Origin of the sequence: Phreatobacter sp. AB_2022a (genome assembly GCF_026847585.1) — a bacterium.
Lineage (GTDB): Bacteria > Pseudomonadota > Alphaproteobacteria > Rhizobiales > Phreatobacteraceae > Phreatobacter.
Map to the genome: position 1 here is coordinate 1 of NZ_JAPSET010000056.1, position 24,981 is coordinate 24,981.

Here is a 24,981-nt window from a genome sequence, read left to right on the forward strand (position 1 = left end):
GGCCATATAAATATGCGTTCGTGCAATTTTCGGTTCGAGATGCCGAGACCCCCGGGCCTTTCAATGAAGAAAGGCCGCGCCCGGTATCCCGGACGCGGCCTTTCCGTGGCCGGTCGAGCCGGGGCGCGGCCCCGGCCGTTCGATGCGGTCAGTTCTTGACGACGGCGGCGAGCGAGGCTTCCAGAATGTCCATGCCCTTCTTCGCCTGGTCCATCGGCGTCGTCAGCGGCGCGAGCAGCCGGATGACATTGGCGTCGGGTCCGCAGGACAGCAGGATGAGGCCATTTTCCTCGGCCTTGGCGATCAGCGCGGCGGTCAGTGCGGCGTCGGGCTCACGGGTCTCCCGATCCTTCACCAGCTCGAACGCCACCATGGCGCCGAGGCCGCGCACGTCGCCGATCGCCGAGAAGGAATTGCGCTTGGCCATTTCCTTCAGCTTGTCCATCATCATGTCGCCGAGCGCGGCCGCCTTGGCGCAGAGGTCTTCCTTTTCGATCACATCGAGCACCGCATGGGCCGCGGCGACGCCCACAGGGCTGCCGCCATAGGTGCCGCCGAGGCCGCCCGGCTGGGCCGCGTCCATGATCTCGGCGCGGCCGGTGACCGCAGCGAGCGGGAAGCCGCCGCCGAGGCCCTTGGCCATGGTGACGAGGTCGGGCACGACCTCGGCATGCTCGGCGGCGAACATCTTGCCGGTGCGGGCGATGCCGGTCTGGATCTCGTCCATGATCAGCAGGATGCCGTGCTCGTCGCAGACCTTGCGCAGCTCCTTCAGGAAGTCGGCCGGCGCGACGTAGAAGCCGCCTTCGCCCTGGACCGGCTCGACGATGATGGCGGCGACCCGCGCCGGATCGACGTCGGACGCGAACAGCTGCTTGAGGCTGGCGAGCGCCTGGGCGGTGTCGACGCCGTGATAGGTCTTCGGATAGCTGACGTGGAACACCTCGGCCGGGAACGGGCCGAAGCCCTTCTTGTAGGGCGAGACCTTGCCGGTCAGCGCCATGCCCATCATGGTCCGGCCGTGGAAGGCGCCGGAGAAGGCGACGACCGCCGAGCGGCCGGTGAAGTGGCGCGCCGCCTTGACGGCGTTCTCGACCGCCTCGGCGCCCGTGGTCACCAGGATGGTCTTCTTGGCGTGGTTGCCGGGGGTGGCGGCGTTCAGGCGCTCGGCGAGGCGGATGTAGCTCTCATAGGGCGCGACGTGGAAGCAGGTATGGGTGAAGGAATCGAGCTGGGCCTTCACCGCCTCGATCACCTCCGGGTGGCGATGGCCGGTATTGACCACGGCGATGCCGGCGGCGAAGTCGATATAGCTCTTGCCGTTGGCGTCCCAGAGCGTCGCGTTCTCGGCGCGCACGGCGTAGACGCCCTTGGTCGCGACGCCGCGCGGCACGGCTGCGGCCTGACGGGTTGCAAGGTCTTGGCTGCTCATGGTCATCTCCCTCTCGCGTCGAAGGCGCGTCGTCGCGGTGAATAGCTGCTGCTCAAAATTTTGAGCAGACGGGAAAATGCACGACATCTATGCTTTTGGCCAGAGGGGGCTCTCGCGGCCAGCAGGAAGGGACGGGTGGATGGATTTCGACGTCGGGGCGCGCTTGCGGGAATTGCGGACGACGGCGGGCCTGTCGCAGCGGGAACTCGCTGCGCGGGCCGGCGTGCCGCACGGCCTGATCGCGACCGTCGAACAGAACAAGTCGAGTCCGTCGGTCGCCTCCCTGCGCAAGATCCTCGACGGCCTCGCCGTCAGCTTCGTCGATTTCTTCAGCGCCGCGGCACCGCGCGAGGACAAGGTCTTCTTCAGCGCGGACGAACTGATCGACCTCACCTCGGTCATCCCTTCGGTGATTCCTGGGGCGCTGGCCGCCAAGAAGGGCCGGATCACCTTCCGCCAGGTGGGCGATGCCCGCGCCCACAACCTGCAGATCCTGCACGAGGTGTACGAGCCCGGCGCCGATACCGGCAAGGCCATGCTCGCCCATGCCTCGCGCGAGGGCGGGGTGGTCATTTCGGGGCTGCTGGAGATCACCGTCGGCCAGTCGGTCAAGGTGCTGAAGGCGGGGGAGGCCTATCTGTTCGACAGCCAGATCCCCCACCGTTTCAGGAATGTCGGCACTGAGCCCTGCGAGGTGGTCAGCGCCTGCACGCCGCCTTACCTTTGATGGTGACGGACAGGCCGGGCCCGATTGGCAGGGGCCCGGCTTATGTATAAAATTTTGAGCAATCGAGACTCTCTCGAGAGTGAAGGAAACGGACCATGTCTGAGCACAATCTCCAATTCTACATCGACGGCGCCTGGGTTGCCCCGATCAGCAACGTGACTCTCGACGTGTTCGATCCGGCCACCGAAGAGGCCTTCACCAAGATCACCCTCGGCACGGTCGAGGACACGGACAAGGCGATCGCCGCGGCGAAGAAGGCCTTCCCGTCCTTCTCGCGCACCAGCCGCAAGGAGCGCATCGAGCTCCTGGAGCGCGTCATCGAGATCTACAAGCGCCGCTCGGGCGACATGGCCGAGGCGATCTCGCGCGAAATGGGCGCGCCCATGTCGCTCGCCAAGACCGCCCAGGCCGGTGCCGGCCTCGGCCATCTCGTCCAGGCGCTCGAAGTGCTGAAGACCTATGAATTCGACGAGATGATCAACAAGACCATGGTGACGCGTGAGCCGATCGGCGTGGTCGGCCTGATCACCCCGTGGAACTGGCCGATGAACCAGATCGGCTGCAAGGTCGGCCCGGCGCTCGCCACCGGCTGCACCATGGTGCTGAAGCCGAGCGAGATCGCCCCGGTGTCCGGTCTCGTCTTCACCGAGATCATGCATGAGGCCGGCGTGCCGGCCGGCGTCTACAACATGGTCAATGGCGACGGCGCCACCGTCGGCCATCGCCTGTCGAGCCATCCGGACATCGACATGGTGTCGTTCACCGGTTCGACCCGCGCCGGCATCCTGGTCGCCAAGGCCGCCGCCGACACGGTCAAGCGTGTCGCCCAGGAGCTCGGCGGCAAGTCGCCGAACATCATCCTGGCCGATGCCGACATCGTCCGCGCGGTCACCCATGGGGCCCGGTCCTGCTTCAACAACAGCGGCCAGTCGTGCAACGCGCCGACCCGCATGCTGGTGCCGGCCGACCGCCAGGAGGAGGCGATCGCGGTGGCTCGCGAGGTGGCCGAGAAGACGATTGCCGGCGATCCGCGCGCCGAGGGCACGACCATCGGCCCGGTCGCCAGCGACATCCAGTTCGCCAAGATCCAGAAGCTGATCGAGCAGGGCATCGCCGAGGGCGCGCGGCTCGTCGCCGGCGGCCCGGGCCGTCCGGCCGGTCTCAACAAGGGCTACTATATCAGGCCGACCGTCTTCGCCGACGTCACCAACACCATGACCATCGCCCGCGAGGAGATCTTCGGCCCGGTTCTGTCGATCCTGCCCTATCGCTCGGAAGAGGAGGCGATCGAGATCGCCAACGATACGGCCTACGGCCTGTCGAGCTACGTCACCTCGGGCGATCTCGACCATGCCCGGCAGGTCGCCCGCCGCATCCGCGCCGGCATGGTGCACATCAACGGCGCCGGCGGCGATCTCGCCGCGCCCTTCGGCGGCTACAAGCAGTCGGGCAACGGCCGCGAATGGGGCCGCTACGGCTTCGAGGACTTCCTCGAGGTCAAGTCCATGTTCGGTCATCAGTGACCAGACGGGCCTCGCGCTAGCGACGGAACGCCGCCGTTTCGGAAGAAGCGGCGGCAGGTCAACCGGGCCCGGCGAGCCGCTGCTTGCCGGGCTCCTTTGCCTCCGCGACGATCCAGTCGCGGAACGCCTTGACCAGCGGCGCCTCGGCCTTGGTCTCGGGACAGACGAAATAGTAGGCCTTGGTCGAGATGAGGGTCTGCGGGAACAGCACCTCGAGCCGGCCCGAGGCGAGATCCGCCTCCACCAGGATATGCGGCACCAGGGCGACGCCGATGCCCGCCGCCGCCGCCTCCGCCACCATCGAAAACTGCTCGAAGCGATGGCCGCGCAGCGCCTCCGGCGCGTCGACGCCGGCCTGGTCGAACCATTCGGCCCAGGCGGTCGGCCGCGTCGCCTGCTGGAGCAGGCCGAGCCGGGTGAGGTCGCCGGGCCGCTCGATCCGGTGGAGCCTGCGGTAGGCCGGGCTGCAGACCGGCACGCTCTCCTCCACCATCAGGTGGTCGCACACCGCGCCCGCCCAGTCGGGCTGGCCGACATGGATCGCCGCGTCGAAGGCTTCCTGGCTGAAATCGAACGGCGCGACACGGGCGGTGCAGTTGACGATGATGTCGGGATGGCGCGCGAGAAAGCCGTCGAGGCGGGGGATCAGCCAGCGCGCCGCGAAGGTCGGCAGCACGGCGAGGTCGATGACGCCGCCGGCGCCGGCATAGGCCATGGTCCGGTGGGTGGCGTCGGACACCGCCGCGAGCGCCTGGCGCAGCTCGGCTGCGTAGATGCGCCCGGCATCGGTCAGCACGACGCGCCGGCGCACCCGGTGGAACAGGCTGACCCCGAGATCGGCCTCCAGGTGCAGGATCTGGCGCGAGACCGCGCTCTGCGTCAGGTGCAGTTCCTCCGCCGCGCGGGATATGCTGCCATGGCGTGCGGCGGCTTCGAAGGCGAGCAGGTTGGCGATGTCGGGAAGCAGGCCGCGGCGCAGCATATCTATTCCATCATGGAATGATCTTGGTCGAATATGTCGCTTCTCGCGCGGGCCGTCCACCTGTAAGAGGCGTCCCATGGAATGGATAGAGGTGTTCAAGACCTCGAAGGCGGGCCGCGGCGCGGATCTGCCGGATGCGAACCTCAAGGAGACCTGAAAGCCATGGCCGCTCAACTGAAGCCCAAGGATCGTCCGGAACTTGCCGAGTTCTCCTGGGACGACGCGTTGCAGCTCAACGGCCAGCTGACCGAGGACGAGCGGCTGATCCGCGATGCCGCGCGCAGCTACGCCCAGGAGAAGCTGCTGCCGCGCGTCGCCGACATGTATCTGGAGGAGAAGACCGACCGCTCGATCTTCAACGAGATGGGCGAGATGGGTTTCCTCGGACCGACAGTGCCGGAGGAATATGGCGGCGCCGGCGCCAACTATGTCAGCTACGGCCTGGTGGCGCGCGAGATCGAGCGGGTCGATTCCGGTTTCCGCTCGATGATGAGCGTGCAGTCCTCGCTCGTCATGTATCCGATCTACGCCTATGGCTCGGAAGAGCAGCGCAAGAAGTACCTGCCGAAGCTCGCCTCGGGCGAATGGGTCGGCTGCTTCGGCCTGACCGAGCCGGATGCCGGTTCCGATCCGGCCGGCATGAAGACCCGCGCCGAGAAGGTTGCCGACGGCTATCGGCTGACCGGATCGAAGATGTGGATCTCCAATTCGCCGATCGCCGACGTCTTCGTCGTCTGGGCCAAGTCGGCGGCCCATGACAACAAGATCCGCGGCTTCGTGCTGGAGAAGGGCATGAAGGGCCTCACCGCCCCGAAGGTGGGCGGCAAGCTGTCGCTGCGCGCCTCGATCACCGGCGAGGTGGTGATGGACGGCGTGGTCGTGCCGGAAGAGAACCTGCTGCCCAACGTGTCCGGCCTCAAGGGGCCGTTCGGCTGCCTCAACCGCGCCCGCTACGGCATTTCCTGGGGCGCGCTCGGCGCCGCCGAGGACTGCTTCCACCGGGCGCGCCAGTATGGCCTCGACCGCAAGCAGTTCAACCGGCCGCTGGCCCAGACCCAGCTCTACCAGAAGAAGCTCGCGGACATGCTGACCGAGATCTCGCTCGGCCTGCAGGCCTCGCTCCAGGTCGGGCGGCTGTTCGACCAGGGCCTCGCGGCGCCGGAAATGATCTCGCTGGTCAAGCGCAACAATTGCGGCAAGGCGCTGGATATTGCCCGCCAGGCCCGCGACATGCATGGCGGCAACGGTATCCAGATCGAATACCACGTCATGCGCCATGCCCAGAACCTGGAGACGGTGAACACCTACGAGGGCACGCACGACGTCCATGCGCTGATCCTCGGCCGGGCCGTCACCGGCCTGCAGGCCTTCTTCTGAGGCGCCCCGCGTCCTGCTTCCCGCGCGGCGCAGCCGCGCGGGAAGGTCTTCGCCCATCCCCTTCCGCCGCGCAGGAGCTTGCCGCCCCATGACGACGAAACCCCTCGCGGGACTCCGCGTCCTCGAACTCGCGCGTGTGCTCGCCGGTCCCTGGAGCGGCCAGCTCCTTGCCGATCTCGGCGCCGATGTCGTCAAGGTCGAGCGGGCCGGCGTCGGCGACGATACCCGCGAATGGGGCCCGCCCTTCGTCGAGGACAGGCAGGGCGGCTATCACGGCTCGGCCTATTACCATTCGACCAATCGCGGCAAGCGCTCGATCGCCCTCGATTTCAACAGCGCCGCGGACCAGGAGACGATCCGCCGTTTCGCTGCCCATGCCGACGTGGTGATCGAGAATTTCAAGGTCGGCGGCCTCGTCAAATACGGCCTCGACTATCCCAGCCTGAAAAAGGTCAATCCGCGCCTCGTCTATTGCTCGATCACCGGCTTCGGCCAGACCGGGCCCTATGCGCCGCGGCCGGGCTACGACTTCATCATCCAGGGCATGGGCGGCATCATGTCGCTGACCGGCGCGCCCGACGGCGAGCCGCAGAAGATCGGCGTTGCCTATGCCGACATCTTCACCGGCGTCTATGCCACCGTCGGCATCCTGGCGGCGCTGCGCCATCGCGACGCGACCGGGGAGGGCGCCCATGTCGACATGGCGCTGCTCGACACCCAGGTCGCCCTGCTGCAGACCCATTCGATGAATCACCTCATCGCCGGCACGGAGCCGAAGCGCATGGGCAATGCCCACGCCAATCTCGTGCCCTATCAGGTGGTGCCGGTGAGCGACGGCCACATCATCCTGGCGACCGGCAATGACGGCCAATATCGCCGCACCTGCGAGGTGCTCGGCGTCGCCGAGCTCGCCGACGATCCGCGCTTCATCGACAACGAGCAGCGCGTCATCAACCGCGATGCGCTGATGGCGCTGCTGATCGCCCGCACCAGGACCTTCGCCAAGGCCGACCTGATCGAGCGGCTGGAGGCGGCGGGCGTGCCCGTCGGCCCGATCAACACCGTGCCCGAGGTGTTCAGGGATCCCCAGGTCGTCGCGCGCGGCATGCGCATCGACCTGCCGGCGCCGCTGACGGAAGCGGGCGTGCTGCCGGGCGTGCGCCAGCCGATCGTCATCAACGGCGAACATCTCTATGGCGGCCACGCCTCGCCGGCGCTCGGCGAGCACCAGGACGACGTGCTGAACGATCCGAACTGGGGCGCCAAGGCCTGAGGCGGGACGGCGCGGGGCGGCGGCGCCGCCGCCGCTCAGCCGTGATAGTCGGCCGCGCCGACCTGTTCCAGCCAGTCGACCGTCCTGCCGTCCAGCCGTTCCTGGATGGCGATGTGGGTCATGGCTTCGGTGGCGGTCGCGCCGTGCCAGTGCCGGACACCGGGCGGGAACCAGACGACATCGCCCGGCCGGATCTCCTCCACCGGTCCACCTTCCTGCTGCACCCAGCCGGTGCCGGCCGTGACGATCAGTGTCTGGCCGAGCGGGTGGGTGTGCCAGGCGGTGCGTGCGCCCGGCTGGAAGGTCACCCGCGCACCTGCGGCGCGCGCCGGCTCGGGGGCGTTGAACAGGGGTTCGACCGTGACCGTGCCGGTGAACCAGTCGGCCGGGCCGGGGTTCGAGGGCCGCGAGCCGCTGCGCTTGATGTCCATGGCTGTCTCCTGTCTTTCGTCTCGGCATCTGCCGCGTGGCCCGTCCTGATCCCGCGCCGCGCCGCCATCATGAGCGCGGATGGCGACGGCGATGTGGCGCGGCCCTCGAGGAGGCGCCGTGGCCGTCGCGCGCTGTCGGGCGACGCCACGTCGCAAAGCCGCGGACACCGTGTCCGGCGGCGCCTCCGCCGCCCCCGGTCGGGAGAAACGGCAATCCCCGGGCGTCTTGACGCGGTCCGCGCAGCCGTCCTAAGGCTGCGTCCTGCAGCCTCTGCCGGTGCTGCCGCAGGCGTTACCGTCATCCAACGCGTCCTTTGTCGAGAGGATCCCAGCAGGGAGATCTCGATGCAACAGGCGCCACGGTATGCCATCGCTTCCCTGCTCTGCATTGCCGTTTCCCCGTGAGACATCCCGCTGCCGCGGCACGGCCGCGCCATGTCTGTCGTGGGGCCATGGGTGATCCGCCTTCAGCGGCCGCGATGCCTCTCCCGTGGAGCCCGCAACGGAGACGCAGAGACCATGAAACCGACCGGCAATACGATCCTCGTCACCGGCGGCACCAGCGGCATCGGCCGGGCGCTCGCCGAAGCTTTCCACGCGCGCGGCAACCAGGTCATCGTCGCGGGCCGGCGACAGGCTCTGCTCGACGAACTGGCCGCGCAGCGGCCCGGCCTCGTCGGATGGCCGCTCGATCTGGACGATCCCGCCTCGCTGCGCCGCCTTGCCGATGCGGTCCGCGAGCGCTTTCCCGCGCTCAACGTGCTGGTCGCCAGTGCCGGCATTTCGCGGCCGGAAGACATGGCCGGCGACTGCTGGGACGGCTTCGACGCCGAGGCGATCGTCACGACCAATGTCCTCGGCGTGCTGCGCGCGACCGCAGCGTTCCTGCCGATGCTGAAGCGGCGGCCGCACGCGACGATCATGGCGACCAGTTCCAGCCTTGCCTTCGTGCCGCGCGCCGACTTTCCCGCCTATTGCGCCAGCAAGGCGTTCCTGCACTCCTGGCTTCAGTCGCTGCGCCACCAGCTGCGCAAGGTTCCGGTCGAGGTGCTCGAACTGGCGCCGCCCTATGTGCGGACCGAACTCACCGGTCGTGGACAGGCCGGCGACCCACGCGCCATGCCGCTCGACGCCCATGTCGCGGAGGTGATGGCCTTGCTTGGCCGGCAGGATCACCCGCGCGGCGAGGTGCTGGTCGAGCGCGATCATGCCCGGCGCTGGGCGGAGCGGGCCGGGCGCTACGATGCGACCTTTGTCGCCATGAACCCGGATTGAGCCGGATCCGGATCGCGGCCGCTGCGCCGCGAGGTGTCGGCGCGTCCTGCGGCCAGGGCTCAGACGTCGGCGAGCTCCGCCGTGATCACGGCCTTGGTGAAGGCTTCCATCGCCTCCAGGAAGCCTTCGGTCGCGGCCACGGCCAGGGCCTCGTCGCCGCGGCCGATCGCTTCGATCGCCTCGGCATGCGACAGCGCGATCGGCACGTTGGTCGTTTCGAGATGGGTGAAATAGAAGCGCCGCGAATGGGCGTGGATCGGCGCCAGCGCCGCACTGAGGAACTTGTTGGCAGCGGCGGCGAGCGACAGTTCCTTGAACTGCCGGTCCACTTTCATCAGGCCGAGCTTGTCGCGGTTCTCGCCGACCTCGCGCATGGCCTCGGCAAGCTGCAGGAACCTATGCCGCTCGGCCTCGCTCGCCCGCCGCGCCGCGCGGCGGGCGACGAGCCGCTCGAGTTCGCGGCGGACCTCCATCACCAGGAGCTGGCTGCGGAAATCGACCCGTGTGACGAACACGCCGGAACGGGGCAGGATGTCGACCAGGTGGTTCTCGCGCAGCTTCTGCAGCGCTTCGCGGATCGGGGTTCGCCCAAGGCCGAGGATCTGCGCGAGCATCTGCTCGGACAGCCGCACGTCGGGCGTCAGCTTGCCGAGGATGATCATTTCTTCCAGCCGGGCATAGGCCTCGGCCGCCATGGTCATGGGACTGCTCGTAACCCTCCGCCGGCTGGCAGGGGCAGTCGTCAGGCTCGCCATCAATCTCCCCGGAAAGGCCGCTTGCGCCGGCGCCGGTCATGCGCCGGCCGCCTCCAACCACTTGGGACTGCATATCTAACATGTCAATGGGTGGATTGAAAAGCGGGCTGGCCGGCGGCCCAATGACGTGTGCCGGCGCTTTTGCGGCCAGGTGCTTGATTGACAAGACATCCGGCTTCGGCAATCAATTGCAATCTAACATGTCAGATTGAGGCCGGCGCGATTTTGCCTGCCCGGCCCGCCGCCGATCCGGCAAACCGACAACGACACAGTCCCTGGGGAGGATGGCATCATGTCGCGCGCATCGAACTATCTCGGCGATGCTCTGGAGATCCTGGCCGGACGGGTGCGGGCCGGCGCTGTCGACCGGCGCGAGGTGCTTGGGCTCGGTGCGCTCGTCGCCGCGCTCGGCGTCGGCGCCGGATCGGCCGAGGCCCAGGCCGCCAAGGAGATCGTCTTCGCCATGTGGGGTGGCGATGCCGAGGCCGCCTATCAGAAGGTCTGGGGTGAGCCCTTCACCGCCAAGACCGGCATCAAGGTGGTGATGGACGGAACCGGGCCGTCGCCCGGGCGCGTGCGCGCCATGGTCCAGGCCCGCAACGTCACCTGGGACATCATCGACGGGGGCGTCGGCACGCAGGCCTCCCTCGGCGCGGCCGGCGCAGTGCAGGAGATCGACTACACCGTGGTCGACCGTGCCAAGGCGCTGCCCGGCATGGACTATCGCTGGGGCGCGACCGTTTTCGTCTACGGCTCGGTGCTGACCTATGACAGCCGCGCCTTCGGCGGCAGGACGCCGCAGAGCTGGGCCGACTTCTTCGACGTTGCGGCCTTCCCGGGCAAGCGCGTCCTCTACAAATACATGGCCGGCGCGCTCGAGGCCGCGCTGCTCGGCGACGGCGTGCCGCTCGACCGCCTCTATCCGCTCGATGTCGACCGTGCGCTGCGGAAGCTCGCCACGATCAAGGATCACCTCGTGCTGTGGGACACCGGCGCGTCCAGCCAGCAGCTGTTCCGCGACGGCGAGGTGACGATGGGCCAGCTCTGGCACACGCGCGCCAATCTGCTGCAGGAGGAATCCGGCGGCCGGTTCCGCTACACCTTCAACCAGGGCATGCTGCAGCCGGGCGTCATGTCGGTGCCGAAGAACAATCCGGCCGGCAAGGCGGCGATGCAGCTGCTCGCCTCCATGCAGGATCCGCAGGCGCAGGTGAAGCTGCTCGAGCTGCTCGGCAACGGCCCGGCCAACCCGGCGGCCGACGGTACCTATGGCGAGGCGCTCGCCCGCCGCAATCCCGGCCATCCCGACAATCGCAAGCTGATGGTGCTGCAGAATGCCGACTGGTACGGCGAGCACATCGTCCCGGTGACCAAGCGTTTCCTCGACCTGATGGCGTCCTGAGCGCCAGCCGGTTTCCGTGCCGGCGCCGGGTGAGCCCGCGCGCCGGCGGCAGCGCCTTATCCTTGAGACCTTGACGAGACATGCTGATGACCCGGGCGGCCGAGACCATCGTCACCCATGCCAAGATCGCGACGATCAACGACGCGATGCCCTTCGTCGAGGCGCTGGCAATCGCGGATGGCCGGATCACGGCGGTCGGGACGGCGTCCGACATCGCCGCTCTCGCCGGGCCCGAAACCGAGATCATCGATGCCGGTGGCCGCACCGTGCTGCCCGGTTTCGTCGAAAGCCACGTCCATGCCGATGTCTATGGCGCCAGGGTGCATCGCTGGGCCGACTTCTCCTGGCCCAATGTCCGCTCCAAGGACGAGGTTCTGGCCCGCATCGCCGCCATGGCCGAGGCCGCGCCGCCGGACGCCTGGTGCGTCGGCTTTCGCTACGACGACATCAAGCTCGGCGGCTTTCCGACCATCGACGAGCTCGACCGCGTCGGCAACGGCCGGCCGGTCTTTGTCTATCGCACCGACCATCACAATGGCGTCGTGAACACCGCCGGCCTCGTCTGCTCCGGCCTTGCCGGCCTGAACGAGGATCCGCCCTTCGGCCGGATCGACCGCGACCCGGCGACCGGCCGGCCGACCGGCCTCCTGCGCGAGAACGCCGCCTATGTCGTGGTCGACGAGATCAGCCGCGACTATACGGTCGGCGATTTCCGCAAGGGCCTGAAACAGGTCTTCGCCGAGTTCCTCAGCTACGGCATCACCTCGATCCACAATTCGCTCACCCAGTCCAACGGCATCCGGGCGTTCCAGGACATGCGCGCCGCCGGCGAGCTGCCGCTGCGCGTCGGCATCATGGTCAGCGGCAAGGAGAAGGGCCTGGTGGAATCCTATATCCGCGCCGGCATCCGCTCGGGCCTCGGCGACGAATGGGTGCGCGTAATCGGCGTCGAATGGTGCCCGGACTGTTCCACCACCGGACGCACCGCCGCCTATTACGAGCCCTATACCGGGCCGAAAGTGATCGGCGAGCCGGACCACAATATCGGCATGCTGCTCTACAGCACCGAGGATTTCCGCCAGCGCGTCCTGGAGGCGACGGCCGCTGGCCTCACCGTCTTCGCCGACGGCATCGGCGATCGCGGCATCGACTGGGTCCTCGACGCCTACGAGGCGGCGCTGGAAGCCCATCCCAATTCCGACAGCCGCATGCGCATCGAGCACACCTGCTACGCGACGCCGGCGATCCGCGAGCGCATGCGCCGGCTGAACGTCATCGCGTCCTCTGCCGCCGGTTTCATCTACGATCTCGGCGACGGCTATATCCGGGTGCGCGGCGAAGCGGCGATGAAGGACATGTGGCCGCACCGCTCGTGGAAGGAGCTCGGCGTGGTGGCGCCGGCCCATTCCGATGCGCCGATCTGCCATCCCAACCCCTTGCGTGGCATCTACGGCCTCGTCGCGCGCCGCACCGACAGCGGCCAGAGCCTTGGCGCCGATGAGGCGATCGGCGTCTGGGACGCGGTCAAGGCCTTTACGCTCGACGGCGCCTATGCCGGCCGCGAGGAGGCGATCAAGGGCAGCCTCGAAGTCGGCAAGCTCGCCGATCTCGTCATCCTCGACGAGGACATCTTCACCTGCGACGTCGAGCGCATTCCCCACATCAAGGTGGCGCGGACCATGGTCCATGGCCGCACGGCCTATCGCGCATGATGGCGGGCCTCGACCATCGCCGGCGCCTGGCGATCGCCATGATCGCCCCGGCGGTGCTGCTCGTCGTGCTGCTCTATCTCGTGCCGCTCGGTCGTATCCTGGCCCTGAGCTTCACCGAGGAGCCTGGGGCGCTCGCCAATTACGGCCAGCTCTTCACTTCCGACGTGCTCGGCCGGGTGATCATGACGACGCTCAGGATCTGCATCCTGACCACGGCGATCACGCTCGTCATGGCCTATGTCATGGCCGCGGCGCTGACGCTCGCCAGCCCGCGCATGCGCTCCATCATGCTGGTGCTGGTGCTGCTGCCGCTCTGGCTCTCGGTGCTGATCCGCGCCTTTGCCTGGGTTACCGTGCTGCGCGGCAACGGCGTGCTCAACACGGCCCTGGTCGGCCTTGGTTTCATCGGATCGCCGCTCAATCTCGTGCGCAACGAGACCGGCGTCGTCATCGGCATGGTCCACTACATGCTGCCCTTCGCCATCCTGCCGCTCTATGCCGGCATGCGCACCATCGATCCGCGCATCCTGAACGCCGCGCGCAGCCTGGGAGCGGGCGGCTTCACCGTGTTCCGCAGGGTGTTCCTGCCGCTCACCGTGCCCGGCCTGTTCTCGGCCTTCATTCTCACCTTCGTCTTCTCGCTCGGCTTCTACGTGACGCCGGCCATTCTCGGCGGCGGCCGGGTGATGATGGTCGCCGAATATATTTCCGTGCAGGTCCACGAGACCCTGGAATGGGGCACAGCGACCATGCTCGCCTCGGTGCTGCTCTTCGCGGTCTTCGCGGTCATCGCCCTCGTCGGCCGCTTCGCCGACTGGGACAGCATCGTCGGCAAGGGAGACGAGGCATGACGGCGGCCGATCGCCCGCGGCCGGGCCGGCCGGTCATCCTGGCGCTCGGCTGGCTCGGGCTCATCTTCCTGCTCGCGCCGCTCGCGGTGGTCTTTCCGGTCTCGCTGACGCCGGAGCGCTATCTGTCGATGCCGTCGGGCGGCGTCTCGTTCCAGCACTATGCCAAGCTCGTCACCGACCTGCGCTGGTCGAGCAGCATCCTGACGAGCCTTGCCATCGCCGCGCTCACCACGGTCTTCGCCACCGCCCTCGGCACGCTCTGCGCCATCGGCCTGTGGCGGCTCGGCGGCACCTGGACGCGCTATCTGCGCATCATGATCCTCGCGCCGCTGATCGTGCCGCCGATCGTCCATGCGCTCGCCTTCTACCGAACCTGGATCGACCTCAACTGGCTCGACACGCTGATGGGCGTCGTGGTGGCGCACACGATCATCTGCATCCCTCTGGTGCTGATCACCGTCTCGACCTCGCTGAGCGGCTTCGACCGCCGGCTGGAACAGGCTGCCCGCAGCCTCGGCGCGCCGCCCGCGACCGTGTTGCGCCGCATCGTTCTGCCGAACATCGCCCCGGGCATCCTGTCGGGCGCGGCCTTCTCCTTCGTCACCTCCTGGGACGAGGTCGTCGCCGTGCTGTTCCTGACCAGCCGCAAGGTCGTGACCTTGCCGATCGTCATCTGGAACAGCCTGACCGAGCGCGTCGACCCGGCGGTCGCCGCCGTCTCGGCCGTGATGATCCTCGCAACGCTCGCGGCCGTCGTCGCTCGTCTCGTCGCGGGCAAGGCCTGAGCTGTTATGTCCTGAGCGCAATGTCCAGGGAACCCCGCGTGACCCAACCCCAAGAGCCTTTCCTCGCGGTCGACCGCCTGTCCAAGCGCTACGGCGAGACGCGCGCGATCGACGACATGTCGCTGACCATTCCGCGCGGCGAGTTCCTCACCCTGCTCGGGCCGTCGGGCTCGGGCAAGACGACGCTGCTGATGGCGATTGCCGGCTTCGTCACGCCGAGCAGCGGGTCGATCCGCCTCGATGGCCGGGAAATCGCCGGCCTGCCGCCGGAAAAGCGCGACCTCGGCGTGGTGTTCCAGGGCTATGCCCTGTTCCCGCACATGACGGTGGCCGAAAACGTCGCCTTTCCGCTGGAAGTGCGCCGGCTGCCGCGGCCGGAGATCACGAGGCTCGTCGCCGGCGCCCTGGAAACCGTCCAGCTCGGCCCGCTCGCCGCGCGCAAGCCGGCCGAGCTTTCCGGCGGCCAGCAGCAGCGCGTGGCGCTTGCCCGGGCGCTGGTCTTCTCGCCGCCCCTCATCCTGCTCGACGAACCGCTGAGCGCGCTCGACAAGCAGTTGCGCGGCCAGCTCCAGGAGGAGCTGAAGGGCCTGCACCGGCGCCTCGGCGCGACCTTCGTCAACGTCACCCACGACCAGGACGAAGCCCTGTCGATGTCGACGCTGATCGCGGTGATCAATCACGGTCGGATCGTCCAGACCGGGACGCCGCTCGACATCTACGAGCGGCCGCGCACGGTCTTCGTCGCCAATTTCATCGGCCGCAGCAATATCGTCGAAGCAGAGCTCGCCGGGCGCGAGCCGGACGGCCGGCTGGCGCTCCGTGCCGGCGGCGCGACGTTGTTCGCCGAGGCTCCCGCCGATCCGCCAGCGGGACCGAAGGTCAAGCTCAGCCTCAGGCCGGAAAAGCTGACCGTTGCCGCCGGCGTCGCGGAGGCCGGCGCCGCCAACCGGATCGTGGGCACGATCGCCGACTACACCTATCACGGCAACAGCACCCAGCTCACCGTCGAAACCGCGCTCGGCCGCCTGAGGGTGGAGGAACAGACCTGGCGTCTCGGCTTCCCGCTTGGCGCGGGCCAGCCCGTCACGCTCGGCTGGGCCGAGGACGCACCGGTCGTGGTGGCGCCGGACGCGCCCTGAGCCCTGCATGCCGCTTGGCCGTGGTTCGAGGGTCGCTTCGCTCCCGCCTCACCAAGAGGGGGGAAGGGCGTTGCACCGGCGGTGGAGCAGGGATGCGCCTCGCGCGATCCGTTTCATGAGCGCGCTCGCTGCCATACCCGCCAATCCTCATGGTGAGGTGGCCGCGCCCCCGGGTGCGGCCCTCGAACCACGGCGACCCCGATGCAATGCGCGGCGATCCGAGACGCTGTGCGGATTCAGTGCGCCTCAACCTCACACTTCCGGCCGGATCACTGCGAGCTGCTCCAGCGCCTCCGCCGCGTGGTCGAAGAAGGCGCGCACCTTCGGCGCCATCTGGCGCCCGGGCACGACGAGATGCACGGCGAGGGGTGGCGGCTCGAACGCCGCGAGCAGGCGGACGAGCGATCCATCCGCGAGCTCGTCGGCCACCTGGTAGGACAGCACCCGGCCGATGCCCCGGCCGGCGCGGATGGCCATCAAGGTGGCGTCGACGTCATTGCCGACCAGCCGCGGAGCCGGGCGGACCAGAGGCCCGCGCCGGCCGGGGCCGAACCGCCATTCGGCCGCCATGACCGGGCCGGTGACGGTCTCATGGCCGGCAAGGTCCGCCGGCCGGGAGGGGATGCCGCGCTGCGCCAGATAGTCGGGGCTTGCCACCACGATGCGCCTGACCTCGCCCACCCTGCGGACGACCAGGCTCGAATCGGCAAGCTTGCCGATGCGCACCGCGACATGCAGATCCTCCTCGATCAGGTCGACATAGCGATCGTTGAGCACCAGCTCGGCCTGCACGGCCGGATGGCCGTCGAGGAAGGCGGCGACGATCGGCGCGACGTGGCGGCGGCCGAAGACGCGCGGCGCCGTGACCCGCAAGAGGCCGCGGATCTCGGCCGCGGCGATGCCGCCGAGCGCGGCATCGTAGTCGGTGATGAGCCGGCGCGCCGCATCGACGAGATTGCGCCCGGCATCGGTCGGGGTCAGCCGGCGGGTGGTGCGCTCCACCAACCGTACGCCGGCACGTTCCTCCAGCGCATTGAGCGCCCGTGTGACTGCCGGCGCCGAGCGCCTGAGCCGCCGGGCGGCCGCCACCAGGCTGCCGCTGTCGATGATCGCGACGAAGATGCCGAGCTCGTCCAGCCGGTCCATCGATCATTCCATGACATGAAATTATGACTTTCATATTTTCGGAATTCTATTCGGTGGACGCAATAGTCATCTTGGCCCTGTCGCCGCCGCAAGAGGAGCAAGGCCCCGTGACCGAACCACGCATCACCCTGCATGGCACCGCCCTGTCCGGCCACGTCCACCGTGTCGAGCTGCTGCTGCGCATGCTCGGCCTCGACTATCATTTCGCCGAGGCCAATGCCGAGACGCGCCGCACGTCGGCCTTCCTGGCGCTGAACCCGCTCGGCCAGATCCCGGTTCTCGAGGATGGCGACCTCGTCCTCGCCGATTCCAACGCCATCATGGTCTATCTCGTCCGCCGCTACGCCCCGGCCTCGCACTGGCTCTCGGACGAGCCGGTCGCGGCCGCCGAGATCCAGCGCTGGCTGTCGATCGCCGCCGGTGAGGTCATGTACGGACCGGCCACTGCCCGCATGGTCGCGCTCTGGAACCACCCGAGCGATCCGAAGCGGGCCGGCCAGATCACGGCGCGGCTGCTGACCTACATGGAGGGTCATCTCGGCACGCGCGACTATCTTGCCGCCGGTCGTCCGACCATCGCCGATCTCGCCTGCTATTCCTATGTCGCGCATGCGCCCGAAGGCGGCATCGCGCTGGACGCCTATCCCGGGATCCGCGCCTGGCTGGCCCGCATCGAGGCCCTGCCGGCCTTCAAGCCCATGCCGCGCTCGCCGCTGCCCAAGGTGGCCTGAACCGCGGGCGGCCGCGCCGCGCCGCGCTGAAGCCGGTCGTGTGAGGACCCGTCATGGACATCTCGCCTTTTCACCGCGGCGAACTGCGCGCCCAGGAGCTGGCCGGTGTCAGCACGCGCGGCGCCGGCATCCGCGACTTCATGCCGGACCAGCACCGGATCTTCTTCGCGCTGCTGCCCTATATGTTCCTCGGCACGCGCGATGCCGCGGGCTGGCCGCTCGCCAGCATGCTGACGGGTGCCCCGGGCTTCGTGTCGAGTCCCGATCCGCGGGCCCTGCGCATCGATGCCCTGCCGGCGGCGGAGGACCCGGTGGAACCCTTTGTCGGAGAGGGCGCCGCGGTCGGCCTGCTCGGCCTCGACCTGTCGACGCGCCGCCGCAACCGCGCCAACGGTCGCGTCCGGCGGCGCGACGGGCAGGGTCTCACCGTCGATGTCAGGCAGAGCTTCGGCAATTGCCCGCAATATATCCAGGCGCGGCGCGTCGAGTCCCAGCCGCGCGGCGCGGCACGGGTCGAGACCCTGTCCGGGCTGGCCGGGCCGGCACTGCGGCTGGTCGAGACGGCGGACACGCTGTTCGTCGCCAGCGCCTCCGGCGCGGTCGGTGACGGTGGCGGCGTCGACATCTCGCATCGCGGCGGCCGGCCGGGCTTCGTCCTTGTCGAGGGCGATCGGCTGACCGTGCCTGACTTTTCCGGCAACCGCTATTTCAACACGCTGGGCAATCTCCTCGTCGAGCCGCGGGCGAGCCTGCTCTTCGTCGATTTCGAGCGCGGCGACATGCTGCAGCTGCAGGGGCATACGGCGATCGACTGGACCGGGGACGCCGCGGCGCGGATCGCCGGTGCCGAGCGGCTCTGGCACTTCACGGTCAGCGCCGGCTGGTTCCGGCCCGGCGCCCTGCCGCTGCGCTGGACCTTCGACAGCTACGCGCCGACCACCGAGCGCACCGGCACCTGGCGGGCCTGAGACGGACCGGGCCGGATGGCCCCACCTGCCCAACGGCGCATGGGAGAAGGCAGCAAGGCCGTCTTGTGCTCGTTTTCCAATTGGCTCACTATTGGCCTCAATTGATCCGGCATTGGCCGCCATGGGCACGGCCGGCCGGCGGAGGCGCTCATGGTGATCCAGGACATTTCTTTCATTCCGCTGCAGGCGGCGCTGACCGGCGGCGCCTACGGCATGTCCAAGTCGCTCGCCACCGCCCGCGCGACGACGCTGGTCCGGCTCAAGCTCGACGACGGCACCGAGGGCATCGGCGAGGCCTGGGGCATCCCTCAGGTCAACCTTGCCTATCTGCCGCTGCTGAAGGGCTATCTCATCGGCGCCAACGTGCTCGATGTCGAGCACGTCTATGCCCAGATGCTGGCCAAGCACTATCATTTCGGCACGCAGGGCCCGCTGCTCTGGAGCATTTCGGGCATCGACATGGCCGCCAAGGATGCCGCCGGCAAGCGGCTCGGCCAGCCGGTGCACCGCCTCATCGGTGGCAAGCAGGCGGCGAGCGTCCATGTCTATGCCTCCGGCGGCTATCTCACAGAAAACAGCGCGGCCGATTTCGAGCCGCAGATCGCCGCCATGGCGGAGGCCGGCCACCGCGCGGTGAAGATCAAGATCGGCGTTTCGCCGGCCTCCGACGAGGAGCGCGTCGCCATCGCGCGGCGCCTGCTCGGACCCGACGTCGACATCATGGTCGACATCAATTCGAACTACACGCTCGACCTCGCGCGCGAGAGCATCACGCGCCTTGCGCCCTATCGGATCGATTGGGTCGAGGAGCCGCTGAGCCCGGAGGATCTCTCCGGCTACGAGATCCTGCAGCGCTGGAGCCCGGTGCCGATCGCGACCGGCGAGGCGCTCTACACCGCCTTCGGCTTCAAGCGCCTGATCGACCGGCGCGCGGTCGACATCGTCCAGCCGGACCTCTCGCTCTGCGGCGGCTTCTGGCAGGGCCGGCAGATCGCCCAGCTCGCCATGCTCGATCATCTCAGGCTGTCGCCGCATGTCTGGGGCAGCGGCGTCGGGCTTGCCGCCGCCGTCCATTTCGTCGCGTCCCTGCCGGTCTACCCCCATGCCGGCAATGTGCCGAGGCCGACGCTGGTGGAATACGACCTCGGCACCAATCCGCTGCGCGATACGATCCTGAAGAACCCGCTGAAGCCGACCGATGGACGGATCGCCGTGCCGGATGAGCCGGGCCTCGGCATCGAGATCGACTGGGACGCGGTGGAGCGCCATGCTCTCGCCTGACGCGGCCGCCACGGCCGGGGCCGAACGCCGGCCCGTGCTGGAGATCGATGAGCTCAAGACCTGGTTCCACACCGATGCCGGCATCGTCAAGGCCGTCAACGGCGTGACGCTGTCGGTGGCGCATGGCGAGACGCTGGCGATCGTCGGCGAATCCGGCTCGGGCAAGTCGGTCACCGGCCTGACCGTCATGCGGCTGCTCGGCCGCGGCGGCGGCCGCGCGGCCGGACGGGTCGAGGGCGGCAGCATCCTGTTCCGCGGCCGCGACGGCCGGCCGATCGACCTGGTCGGTGCGTCGGACGCCGAAATGGCGCGCATCCGCGGGCGCGACATCGCGATGATCTTCCAGGATCCGATGTCCAGCCTCAATCCGGTCTTTCCGATCGGCGACCAGATCGCCGAGCCGATCCGCATCCACCAGCGCGTCGATCGGCACCGGGCGCGGCGAATGGCCATCGACCTCCTGCGCGATGTCGGCATCACCGATCCGGAGCGGCGGGTCGATGCCTTCCCGCATCAGCTCTCGGGCGGCATGCGCCAGCGGGTGATGATCGCGATCGCGCTCGCCTGCGACCCGGTGCTGCTCATCGCCGACGAGCCGACCACCGCGCTCGACGTCACCATCCAGGCCCAGATCATCCTGCTCCTGAAGCGGCTCCAGCGCGAGCGCGGCATGGCGCTCGTCTTCGTGACCCACGATCTGAAGCTGGTCGAGGAGATCGCCGATCAGGTCGCCGTCATGTATGCGAGCCAGATCGTCGAGCAGGGCCCCGCCGCCGCGGTGCTGACGGCGCCGCGTCATCCCTATACCCGGGCACTGCTCGCCTGCACGCCGCACGGTGCCGGTCATGGCGCGCGCCTGGTGCCGATCCCAGGCGCGCTGCCGAGCCCCCTGAGCCCGCCCGCGGGGTGCCGGTTCCACCCGCGCTGCGGCCTCGCCATTGCCGCCTGCAAGGCCGAGGTGCCCGTGCTGGAGGCGGTCGGCCCCGACCATGTCGCGCGCTGCCTGCGCTGGCGCGAGGTGACGCCATGACCGTGATCGACGGCACAAACGGCGTATCGGTGGATGCGTCGGCGGACACGCCGCTGCTCGCCGTCGAAGGCCTGACCAAACATTTCGGCGCGGCGCCGGCCGTGCGCGCGGTCGAGGACGTCTCCTTCACCCTGCACAAGGGCAGGGTGCTGGGCGTCGTCGGCGAATCCGGCTCGGGCAAGTCGACCATCGGCCGGCTCGCCCTGCGCCTCATCGAGCCGACCGCCGGCACGGTGCGCTATGCCGGCCAGGATCTCGGCAGCCTCGGCCCGCGCGATCTCCGGCGCTTCCGTCGCCACATGCAGATGATCTTCCAGGACCCGTTCGCGAGCCTCAACCAGCGCATGACCATCGGCGAGGCGCTGGTCGAGCCGATCCGCCTGCACCGTGGCCTCGGCCGCCGCGAGGCGCTCGACGAGGCCGGGCGCCTTCTCGAGCGGGTCGGCCTGACGCGCGAGCATCTGGGCCGCTATCCGCGCGCCTTTTCGGGCGGCCAGCGCCAGCGTGTCGCCATCGCGCGGGCGCTCGCCTCCAATCCGGGTTTCATCGTCGCGGACGAGCCGGTCTCCGCGCTCGACGTATCGATCCAGGCGGAGGTCCTGAACCTGCTCCAGGACCTGCAGCGCGACCTCGGCCTGACGCTGATGTTCATCAGCCACGACCTCTCCGTGGTCGAGCTCATCTCCGACCGGGTCATGGTGCTCTATCTCGGCCGGGTGATGGAGCTCGGCTCCAGCTCGCAGCTGTTTTCGACGCCGGCGCATCCCTATACGGCCGCGCTGATGGATGCCGCGCCGGGCGCCCGCCGCGCCGGCGAGCGCATCGTGCTTTCGGGCGAGATCCCGAGCCCCAGCGCGCCGCCTTCGGGCTGCGTGTTCCGCACCCGCTGCCCCTTCGCCGTCGCCGATTGCGCCGCAACCGTGCCGCCGCTGCGCGAAGTCGCCCCCGATCACTGGAAGGCCTGCATTCGTGACGACCTCGCATTCTGACCCGTCCATGGGAAACGGCCGGCCGCCGGTGGTGCTGGTCGCCGGCGGGCGCGGCTTCGTCGGCTCGCATGTCGTGCGCGCGCTGGTTCATGCCGGCTATCGGCCGGTGCTGTTCGGGCCGGCCATGGCGGAGGACCGGCTCGCCGATCTCGCCGGCCGCTATGACGAGGTGATCGGTTCGGTGGAAGACCGTGCCGGGCTTGCGGCGGCCTTCGCGGCGGCCCGGCCGAAGGCGGTGGTCTCCTGCGTCGCTCACGGCGTCGGCCGGCTCGGCCTGATGCGGTCGGGTGAGACGGAGGCCGACGCGGCCTTCGCGGTCAACGTCTCGGGCCACGGCAGGCTGATCGAGGCGGCCCATGCGGCCGGCGTCGGCCGCATCGTCTGGACCAGCTCCACCGTCGTCTATGGCCCCGCGGAACTCTATGGCGGCCGGCTGGTCGACGAGGACGACCGCGCCGCGCCGACCACGACCTATGGCCTGACCAAGCAGCTCGCCGAGGCGGTCGCGGCATTCCACGGCCGGCGCCACGGGCTCGCCGTGGTCGGGCTCCGGCTGCCGCTGATCCTCGGGCCGGGTCTCTGGTACCAGGGCGCGGCGAGCGCCATTGCCGCGTTGTTCGAGGCCGCGCGCGCCGGCCGGCCGGCGACCATCGCCTTCCACGACGCGGCCGTCGATCTCATGCATGTCACCGATGTCGCGCAGGCGATCGTGACCGTGCTCGGCCACGACGGCGCGCTCGACCCGGTCTATAATCTGAAAGGGTTCGAAGCGAGCCTTCCGGCGCTGATCGCGGCGGTGGAGCGCCGCGTGCCGGCCGCCCGCATCGCCTTCGAGCGCGTCGCGCCCGCGCTGTTGTTCCCGCTCATCGACGGCCGGCGGCTCGCCGCCGCGACCGGATTTGCCGCCCGTTACGATCTCGACGGCCTCGTCGAGGATCTCCTGTCCACCGCAAGCGAGCCCTGAGCCATGATCGATCAACGCCTTGCCGAGCTTGGCATCGTCCTGCCGGACGCCGCCAGCCCCTCGTTCAACTATGTGCCGGTCGTGCTGAACCGGGGCACAGCCTATGTCGCGGGCCAGTTGCCCAAGGTCGACGGCGAGGTGCGCGTGCACGGCAAGGCCGGCGGCGCGGTGTCGCTGGAGGCGGCGCGCGGCGAGGCGCGCATCTGCATCCTGCAGGGCCTTGCCTGCCTCAGGCAGGCGCTGGGTTCGCTCGACCGCGTCGAGCGCGTCCTGAAGGTCACCGGTTTCGTCGCGTCCGCGCCCGGGTTCAACGACCAGCCCAAGGTGCTGGACGCCGCTTCCGACCTCCTCGGCGAGGTCTTCGGCGAGGCCGGCCGGCACGCCCGCTCGGCCGTCGGCGTCGCCGAACTGCCGCGTGATGCCGCGGTCGAGATCGAACTCGTCGTCGCCTATCGCGAATAGCGACGATCACAGCGACGATCCCGGCGGCGGGCCGCCCCGAGCGATCGCGTTCCCTGACGAGAGACGGCCCATCCGGAGGCGAAGAAGCCATGTCCATCTCCGAAAAACATGACGGCATCGACCGGCGCCAGGTCCTGGCCTTCGGCGGCATGGCGCTCGGCGCCGCGGCCTTCGGCATGGCCGGCCTCGGCCCGGCGCGGGCGAGCGACCTCTACGGGCCCAAGGCGACCGGCGCCAAGACCGGCGGCACGCTCAATATGGGCCTGCTCGTCGAGCCGCCCGGCCTCGACCCGTTCCACCAGGCGGCCGATGCCCGCATCCGCCTCACCGTGCTGCTCTACCAGGGGCTGTTCTACGAGAGCCCCGACGGCCAGGCCATGCCGCTGCTGGCCGAGGGCTTCGACCTCTCGGCCGACCGGCTGACCTATACGGTGCGGCTGCGCAAGGGCGTGAAGTTCCACAACGGCCAGCCGATGACCGCAAAGGACGTCGCCTATAGCTACAACTATATCCGCGACCCCAAGAACGGCTCGCCCGGTGCCGGCGACTTCGCCATGATCCAGTCGGTCGAGGCGATCGGCGACGACACGGTCAAGATCGTCATCAGCGCGCCCAATGCGGCGCTGCCGATGACGCTCGGCAACAAATATGGCGGCGTGGTGCCATCGGGCTATTTCGATGCGGCGGACGCCAAGACCAAGCTCAACCAGGTGAGCGTCGGCACCGGCCCGTTCAAGCTCGCCGAGTTCAAGCCCAACAGCAACGCCGCCTTCGTCCGCAATCCGGACTACTGGGAAGCGGGCGTGCCCTATCTCGACAGGATCAACTTCGTCTTCGTGCCGAACGGCGCGAGCCTGCTCGTCGGCCTGCGCAACAAGCGGGTCGACATGGCCACCTTGACCCGCCCGCAAGACGTCAAGCAGGTCGAGGGTGTCGCCGGCATCACCATCGAGCGCAAGCCGTCCTTCAACCAGAAGGCCATCGATCTCGGCGCCGAGCTGAAGCCGCTCGACGACGAGCGGGTGCGCCGGGCGATCGCGCTCGCCGTCGACAAGGAGGAGATCATGCGGGCCTCGATCGGCGGGCTCGGCAAGGTCATCGGCACCATGGTGGCGGGCATGCAGGAGAGCTGGGGCGTGCCGCTCGACAAGCTGCCCAACCAGAAGGTCGATCTCGAGGCGGCGAAGAAGCTGCTCGCCGAGGCCGGCCATGCCGCCGGCTTCGACCTGACGCTCACCACCATCATCGGCTACGACTGGATGGATGCCGCTGCCGTGACCCTGCGCGAGCAGCTCGGCAAGGTCGGCATCCGCCTTGCCATCCAGCGGGTCGAGCTCGGCGTCTGGATCAAGAACTTCCAGTCGAAGCAGATGGGCTTCACCTTCAACGACTGGGCGACGGTGCCCGATCCGAACCTCCTGTTCTACCGCCACTTCCACAAGGCGCCGGAAGGCGCGGATTTCCGCAACTGGCGGAACGAGGAGGCGAGCCGCCTGCTCGACGAGGGGCGGATCGAAAGCGATCAGGCCAGGCGGCGCGAGATCTATGCCCGCTACCAGGTGGCGATGGCCGAGAGCGTGCCGACCATCATGCTGTTCTCGGCCGACCACATCGTCGTGCGCAACGACAAGGTGCGCAACTACGAGCAGCATCCGACCGGCTGGTATTACGGTCTGGCGCGCGCCTGGATCGCTTGATGCCGGCGGCCCAGGGCGCCGGCGCGCCGGGCCGTCGAAGGCCTCGCAG

Annotated in this window: 23 protein-coding genes; 18 read left to right on the forward strand and 5 right to left on the reverse strand. The window is 68.9% G+C overall.

Annotation, left to right across the window (positions count from 1 at the left end):
- Positions 1-148 precede the first annotated feature (148 nt).
- Positions 149-1,432 (reverse strand): 4-aminobutyrate--2-oxoglutarate transaminase, encoded by a 1,284-nt coding sequence (gabT, locus tag OZ671_RS27620; RefSeq protein WP_268863696.1) that lies wholly within the window; start codon positions 1,430-1,432, stop codon positions 149-151.
- A 139-nt stretch (positions 1,433-1,571) separates the two neighbouring features.
- On the opposite strand from gabT, the gene OZ671_RS27625 reads away from it, so the two are divergent.
- Both OZ671_RS27625 and OZ671_RS27630 read left to right on the forward strand, forming a co-directional pair.
- Complete coding sequence (locus OZ671_RS27625) at positions 1,572-2,159, forward strand: cupin domain-containing protein (protein ID WP_268863697.1); 588 nt, start codon at positions 1,572-1,574, stop codon at positions 2,157-2,159.
- Positions 2,160-2,254: 95 nt separating this feature from the next.
- Positions 2,255-3,682 carry an aldehyde dehydrogenase family protein gene (locus OZ671_RS27630; RefSeq protein WP_268863698.1) on the forward strand — a complete coding sequence of 476 codons (1,428 nt, stop codon included), beginning with the start codon at positions 2,255-2,257 and terminating at the stop codon, positions 3,680-3,682.
- 58 nt (positions 3,683-3,740) lie between these two features.
- Here OZ671_RS27630 and gcvA read toward each other — a convergent pair whose 3' ends face one another.
- The gene (gene gcvA / locus OZ671_RS27635; RefSeq protein WP_268863699.1) at positions 3,741-4,664 is read right to left on the reverse strand and encodes a transcriptional regulator GcvA; all 924 of its coding nucleotides are present in this window, start codon (positions 4,662-4,664) and stop codon (positions 3,741-3,743) included.
- 162 nt (positions 4,665-4,826) lie between these two features.
- On the opposite strand from gcvA, the gene OZ671_RS27640 reads away from it, so the two are divergent.
- A complete protein-coding gene (locus OZ671_RS27640) occupies positions 4,827-6,041 on the forward strand; it encodes an acyl-CoA dehydrogenase (protein ID WP_268863700.1) in 1,215 nt (404 codons plus the stop codon).
- 88 nt (positions 6,042-6,129) lie between these two features.
- The gene (locus OZ671_RS27645; protein WP_268863701.1) at positions 6,130-7,314 is read left to right on the forward strand and encodes a CaiB/BaiF CoA transferase family protein; all 1,185 of its coding nucleotides are present in this window, start codon (positions 6,130-6,132) and stop codon (positions 7,312-7,314) included.
- A gap of 35 nt (positions 7,315-7,349) precedes the next feature.
- Here the strand turns inward: OZ671_RS27645 and OZ671_RS27650 are convergent, their stop codons facing one another.
- Positions 7,350-7,745 (reverse strand): (R)-mandelonitrile lyase, encoded by a 396-nt coding sequence (locus OZ671_RS27650; protein WP_268863702.1) that lies wholly within the window; start codon positions 7,743-7,745, stop codon positions 7,350-7,352.
- 519 nt (positions 7,746-8,264) lie between these two features.
- Here OZ671_RS27650 and OZ671_RS27655 point away from each other — a divergent pair.
- Positions 8,265-9,020 carry an SDR family oxidoreductase gene (locus tag OZ671_RS27655; RefSeq protein ID WP_268863703.1) on the forward strand — a complete coding sequence of 252 codons (756 nt, stop codon included), beginning with the start codon at positions 8,265-8,267 and terminating at the stop codon, positions 9,018-9,020.
- 59 nt (positions 9,021-9,079) lie between these two features.
- Here OZ671_RS27655 and OZ671_RS27660 read toward each other — a convergent pair whose 3' ends face one another.
- Positions 9,080-9,721 carry a GntR family transcriptional regulator gene (locus tag OZ671_RS27660; protein WP_268863704.1) on the reverse strand — a complete coding sequence of 214 codons (642 nt, stop codon included), beginning with the start codon at positions 9,719-9,721 and terminating at the stop codon, positions 9,080-9,082.
- A gap of 346 nt (positions 9,722-10,067) precedes the next feature.
- On the opposite strand from OZ671_RS27660, the gene OZ671_RS27665 reads away from it, so the two are divergent.
- The 5 genes from OZ671_RS27665 to OZ671_RS27685 all read left to right on the forward strand — a co-directional run bounded on the left by OZ671_RS27665 (position 10,068) and on the right by OZ671_RS27685 (position 15,664).
- Positions 10,068-11,177 (forward strand): ABC transporter substrate-binding protein, encoded by a 1,110-nt coding sequence (locus tag OZ671_RS27665; RefSeq protein WP_268863705.1) that lies wholly within the window; start codon positions 10,068-10,070, stop codon positions 11,175-11,177.
- 86 nt (positions 11,178-11,263) lie between these two features.
- The gene (locus tag OZ671_RS27670) at positions 11,264-12,889 is read left to right on the forward strand and encodes an amidohydrolase (RefSeq protein ID WP_268863706.1); all 1,626 of its coding nucleotides are present in this window, start codon (positions 11,264-11,266) and stop codon (positions 12,887-12,889) included.
- On the forward strand, positions 12,886-13,740 hold the full coding sequence (locus OZ671_RS27675) for an ABC transporter permease (protein ID WP_268863707.1): 855 nt from the start codon (positions 12,886-12,888) through the stop codon (positions 13,738-13,740). The genes OZ671_RS27670 and OZ671_RS27675 overlap by 4 nt, the downstream gene beginning before the upstream one ends.
- Positions 13,737-14,525: an ABC transporter permease gene (locus tag OZ671_RS27680; RefSeq protein ID WP_268863708.1), complete on the forward strand. Its 789-nt coding sequence runs from the start codon at positions 13,737-13,739 to the stop codon at positions 14,523-14,525. The genes OZ671_RS27675 and OZ671_RS27680 overlap by 4 nt, the downstream gene beginning before the upstream one ends.
- Positions 14,526-14,563: 38 nt before the next feature.
- Positions 14,564-15,664: an ABC transporter ATP-binding protein gene (locus tag OZ671_RS27685; protein WP_268863709.1), complete on the forward strand. Its 1,101-nt coding sequence runs from the start codon at positions 14,564-14,566 to the stop codon at positions 15,662-15,664.
- Positions 15,665-15,916: 252 nt separating this feature from the next.
- Here the strand turns inward: OZ671_RS27685 and OZ671_RS27690 are convergent, their stop codons facing one another.
- Positions 15,917-16,810, reverse strand: a complete 894-nt coding sequence (locus OZ671_RS27690; protein WP_268863710.1) for a LysR family transcriptional regulator — start codon at positions 16,808-16,810, stop codon at positions 15,917-15,919.
- A gap of 107 nt (positions 16,811-16,917) precedes the next feature.
- Here OZ671_RS27690 and OZ671_RS27695 point away from each other — a divergent pair, with 107 nt between their 5' ends.
- The 8 genes from OZ671_RS27695 (at position 16,918) to OZ671_RS27730 (ending at position 24,932) form a co-directional block, all read left to right on the forward strand.
- Positions 16,918-17,541 carry a glutathione S-transferase family protein gene (locus OZ671_RS27695; RefSeq protein ID WP_268863711.1) on the forward strand — a complete coding sequence of 208 codons (624 nt, stop codon included), beginning with the start codon at positions 16,918-16,920 and terminating at the stop codon, positions 17,539-17,541.
- Between the two features lie 53 nt (positions 17,542-17,594).
- Positions 17,595-18,509, forward strand: coding sequence for a pyridoxamine 5'-phosphate oxidase family protein (locus tag OZ671_RS27700; protein WP_268863712.1), 915 nt, complete (start codon positions 17,595-17,597; stop codon positions 18,507-18,509).
- Between the two features lie 150 nt (positions 18,510-18,659).
- Positions 18,660-19,790 carry a mandelate racemase/muconate lactonizing enzyme family protein gene (locus OZ671_RS27705; protein ID WP_268863713.1) on the forward strand — a complete coding sequence of 377 codons (1,131 nt, stop codon included), beginning with the start codon at positions 18,660-18,662 and terminating at the stop codon, positions 19,788-19,790.
- A complete protein-coding gene (locus tag OZ671_RS27710) occupies positions 19,777-20,820 on the forward strand; it encodes an ABC transporter ATP-binding protein (protein WP_268863714.1) in 1,044 nt (347 codons plus the stop codon). Before OZ671_RS27705 ends, OZ671_RS27710 begins: the two co-directional genes overlap by 14 nt.
- Positions 20,817-21,809, forward strand: coding sequence for an ABC transporter ATP-binding protein (locus OZ671_RS27715; RefSeq protein WP_268863715.1), 993 nt, complete (start codon positions 20,817-20,819; stop codon positions 21,807-21,809). The genes OZ671_RS27710 and OZ671_RS27715 overlap by 4 nt, the downstream gene beginning before the upstream one ends.
- Before the next feature lie 7 nt (positions 21,810-21,816).
- On the forward strand, positions 21,817-22,773 hold the full coding sequence (locus tag OZ671_RS27720) for an NAD-dependent epimerase/dehydratase family protein (RefSeq protein ID WP_268863716.1): 957 nt from the start codon (positions 21,817-21,819) through the stop codon (positions 22,771-22,773).
- A 3-nt stretch (positions 22,774-22,776) separates the two neighbouring features.
- Positions 22,777-23,235, forward strand: coding sequence for a RidA family protein (locus tag OZ671_RS27725; protein WP_268863717.1), 459 nt, complete (start codon positions 22,777-22,779; stop codon positions 23,233-23,235).
- 89 nt (positions 23,236-23,324) lie between these two features.
- Entirely contained in the window at positions 23,325-24,932 is a 1,608-nt protein-coding gene (locus OZ671_RS27730; protein ID WP_268863718.1) for an ABC transporter substrate-binding protein, read from the forward strand.
- Positions 24,933-24,981 lie beyond the last annotated feature (49 nt).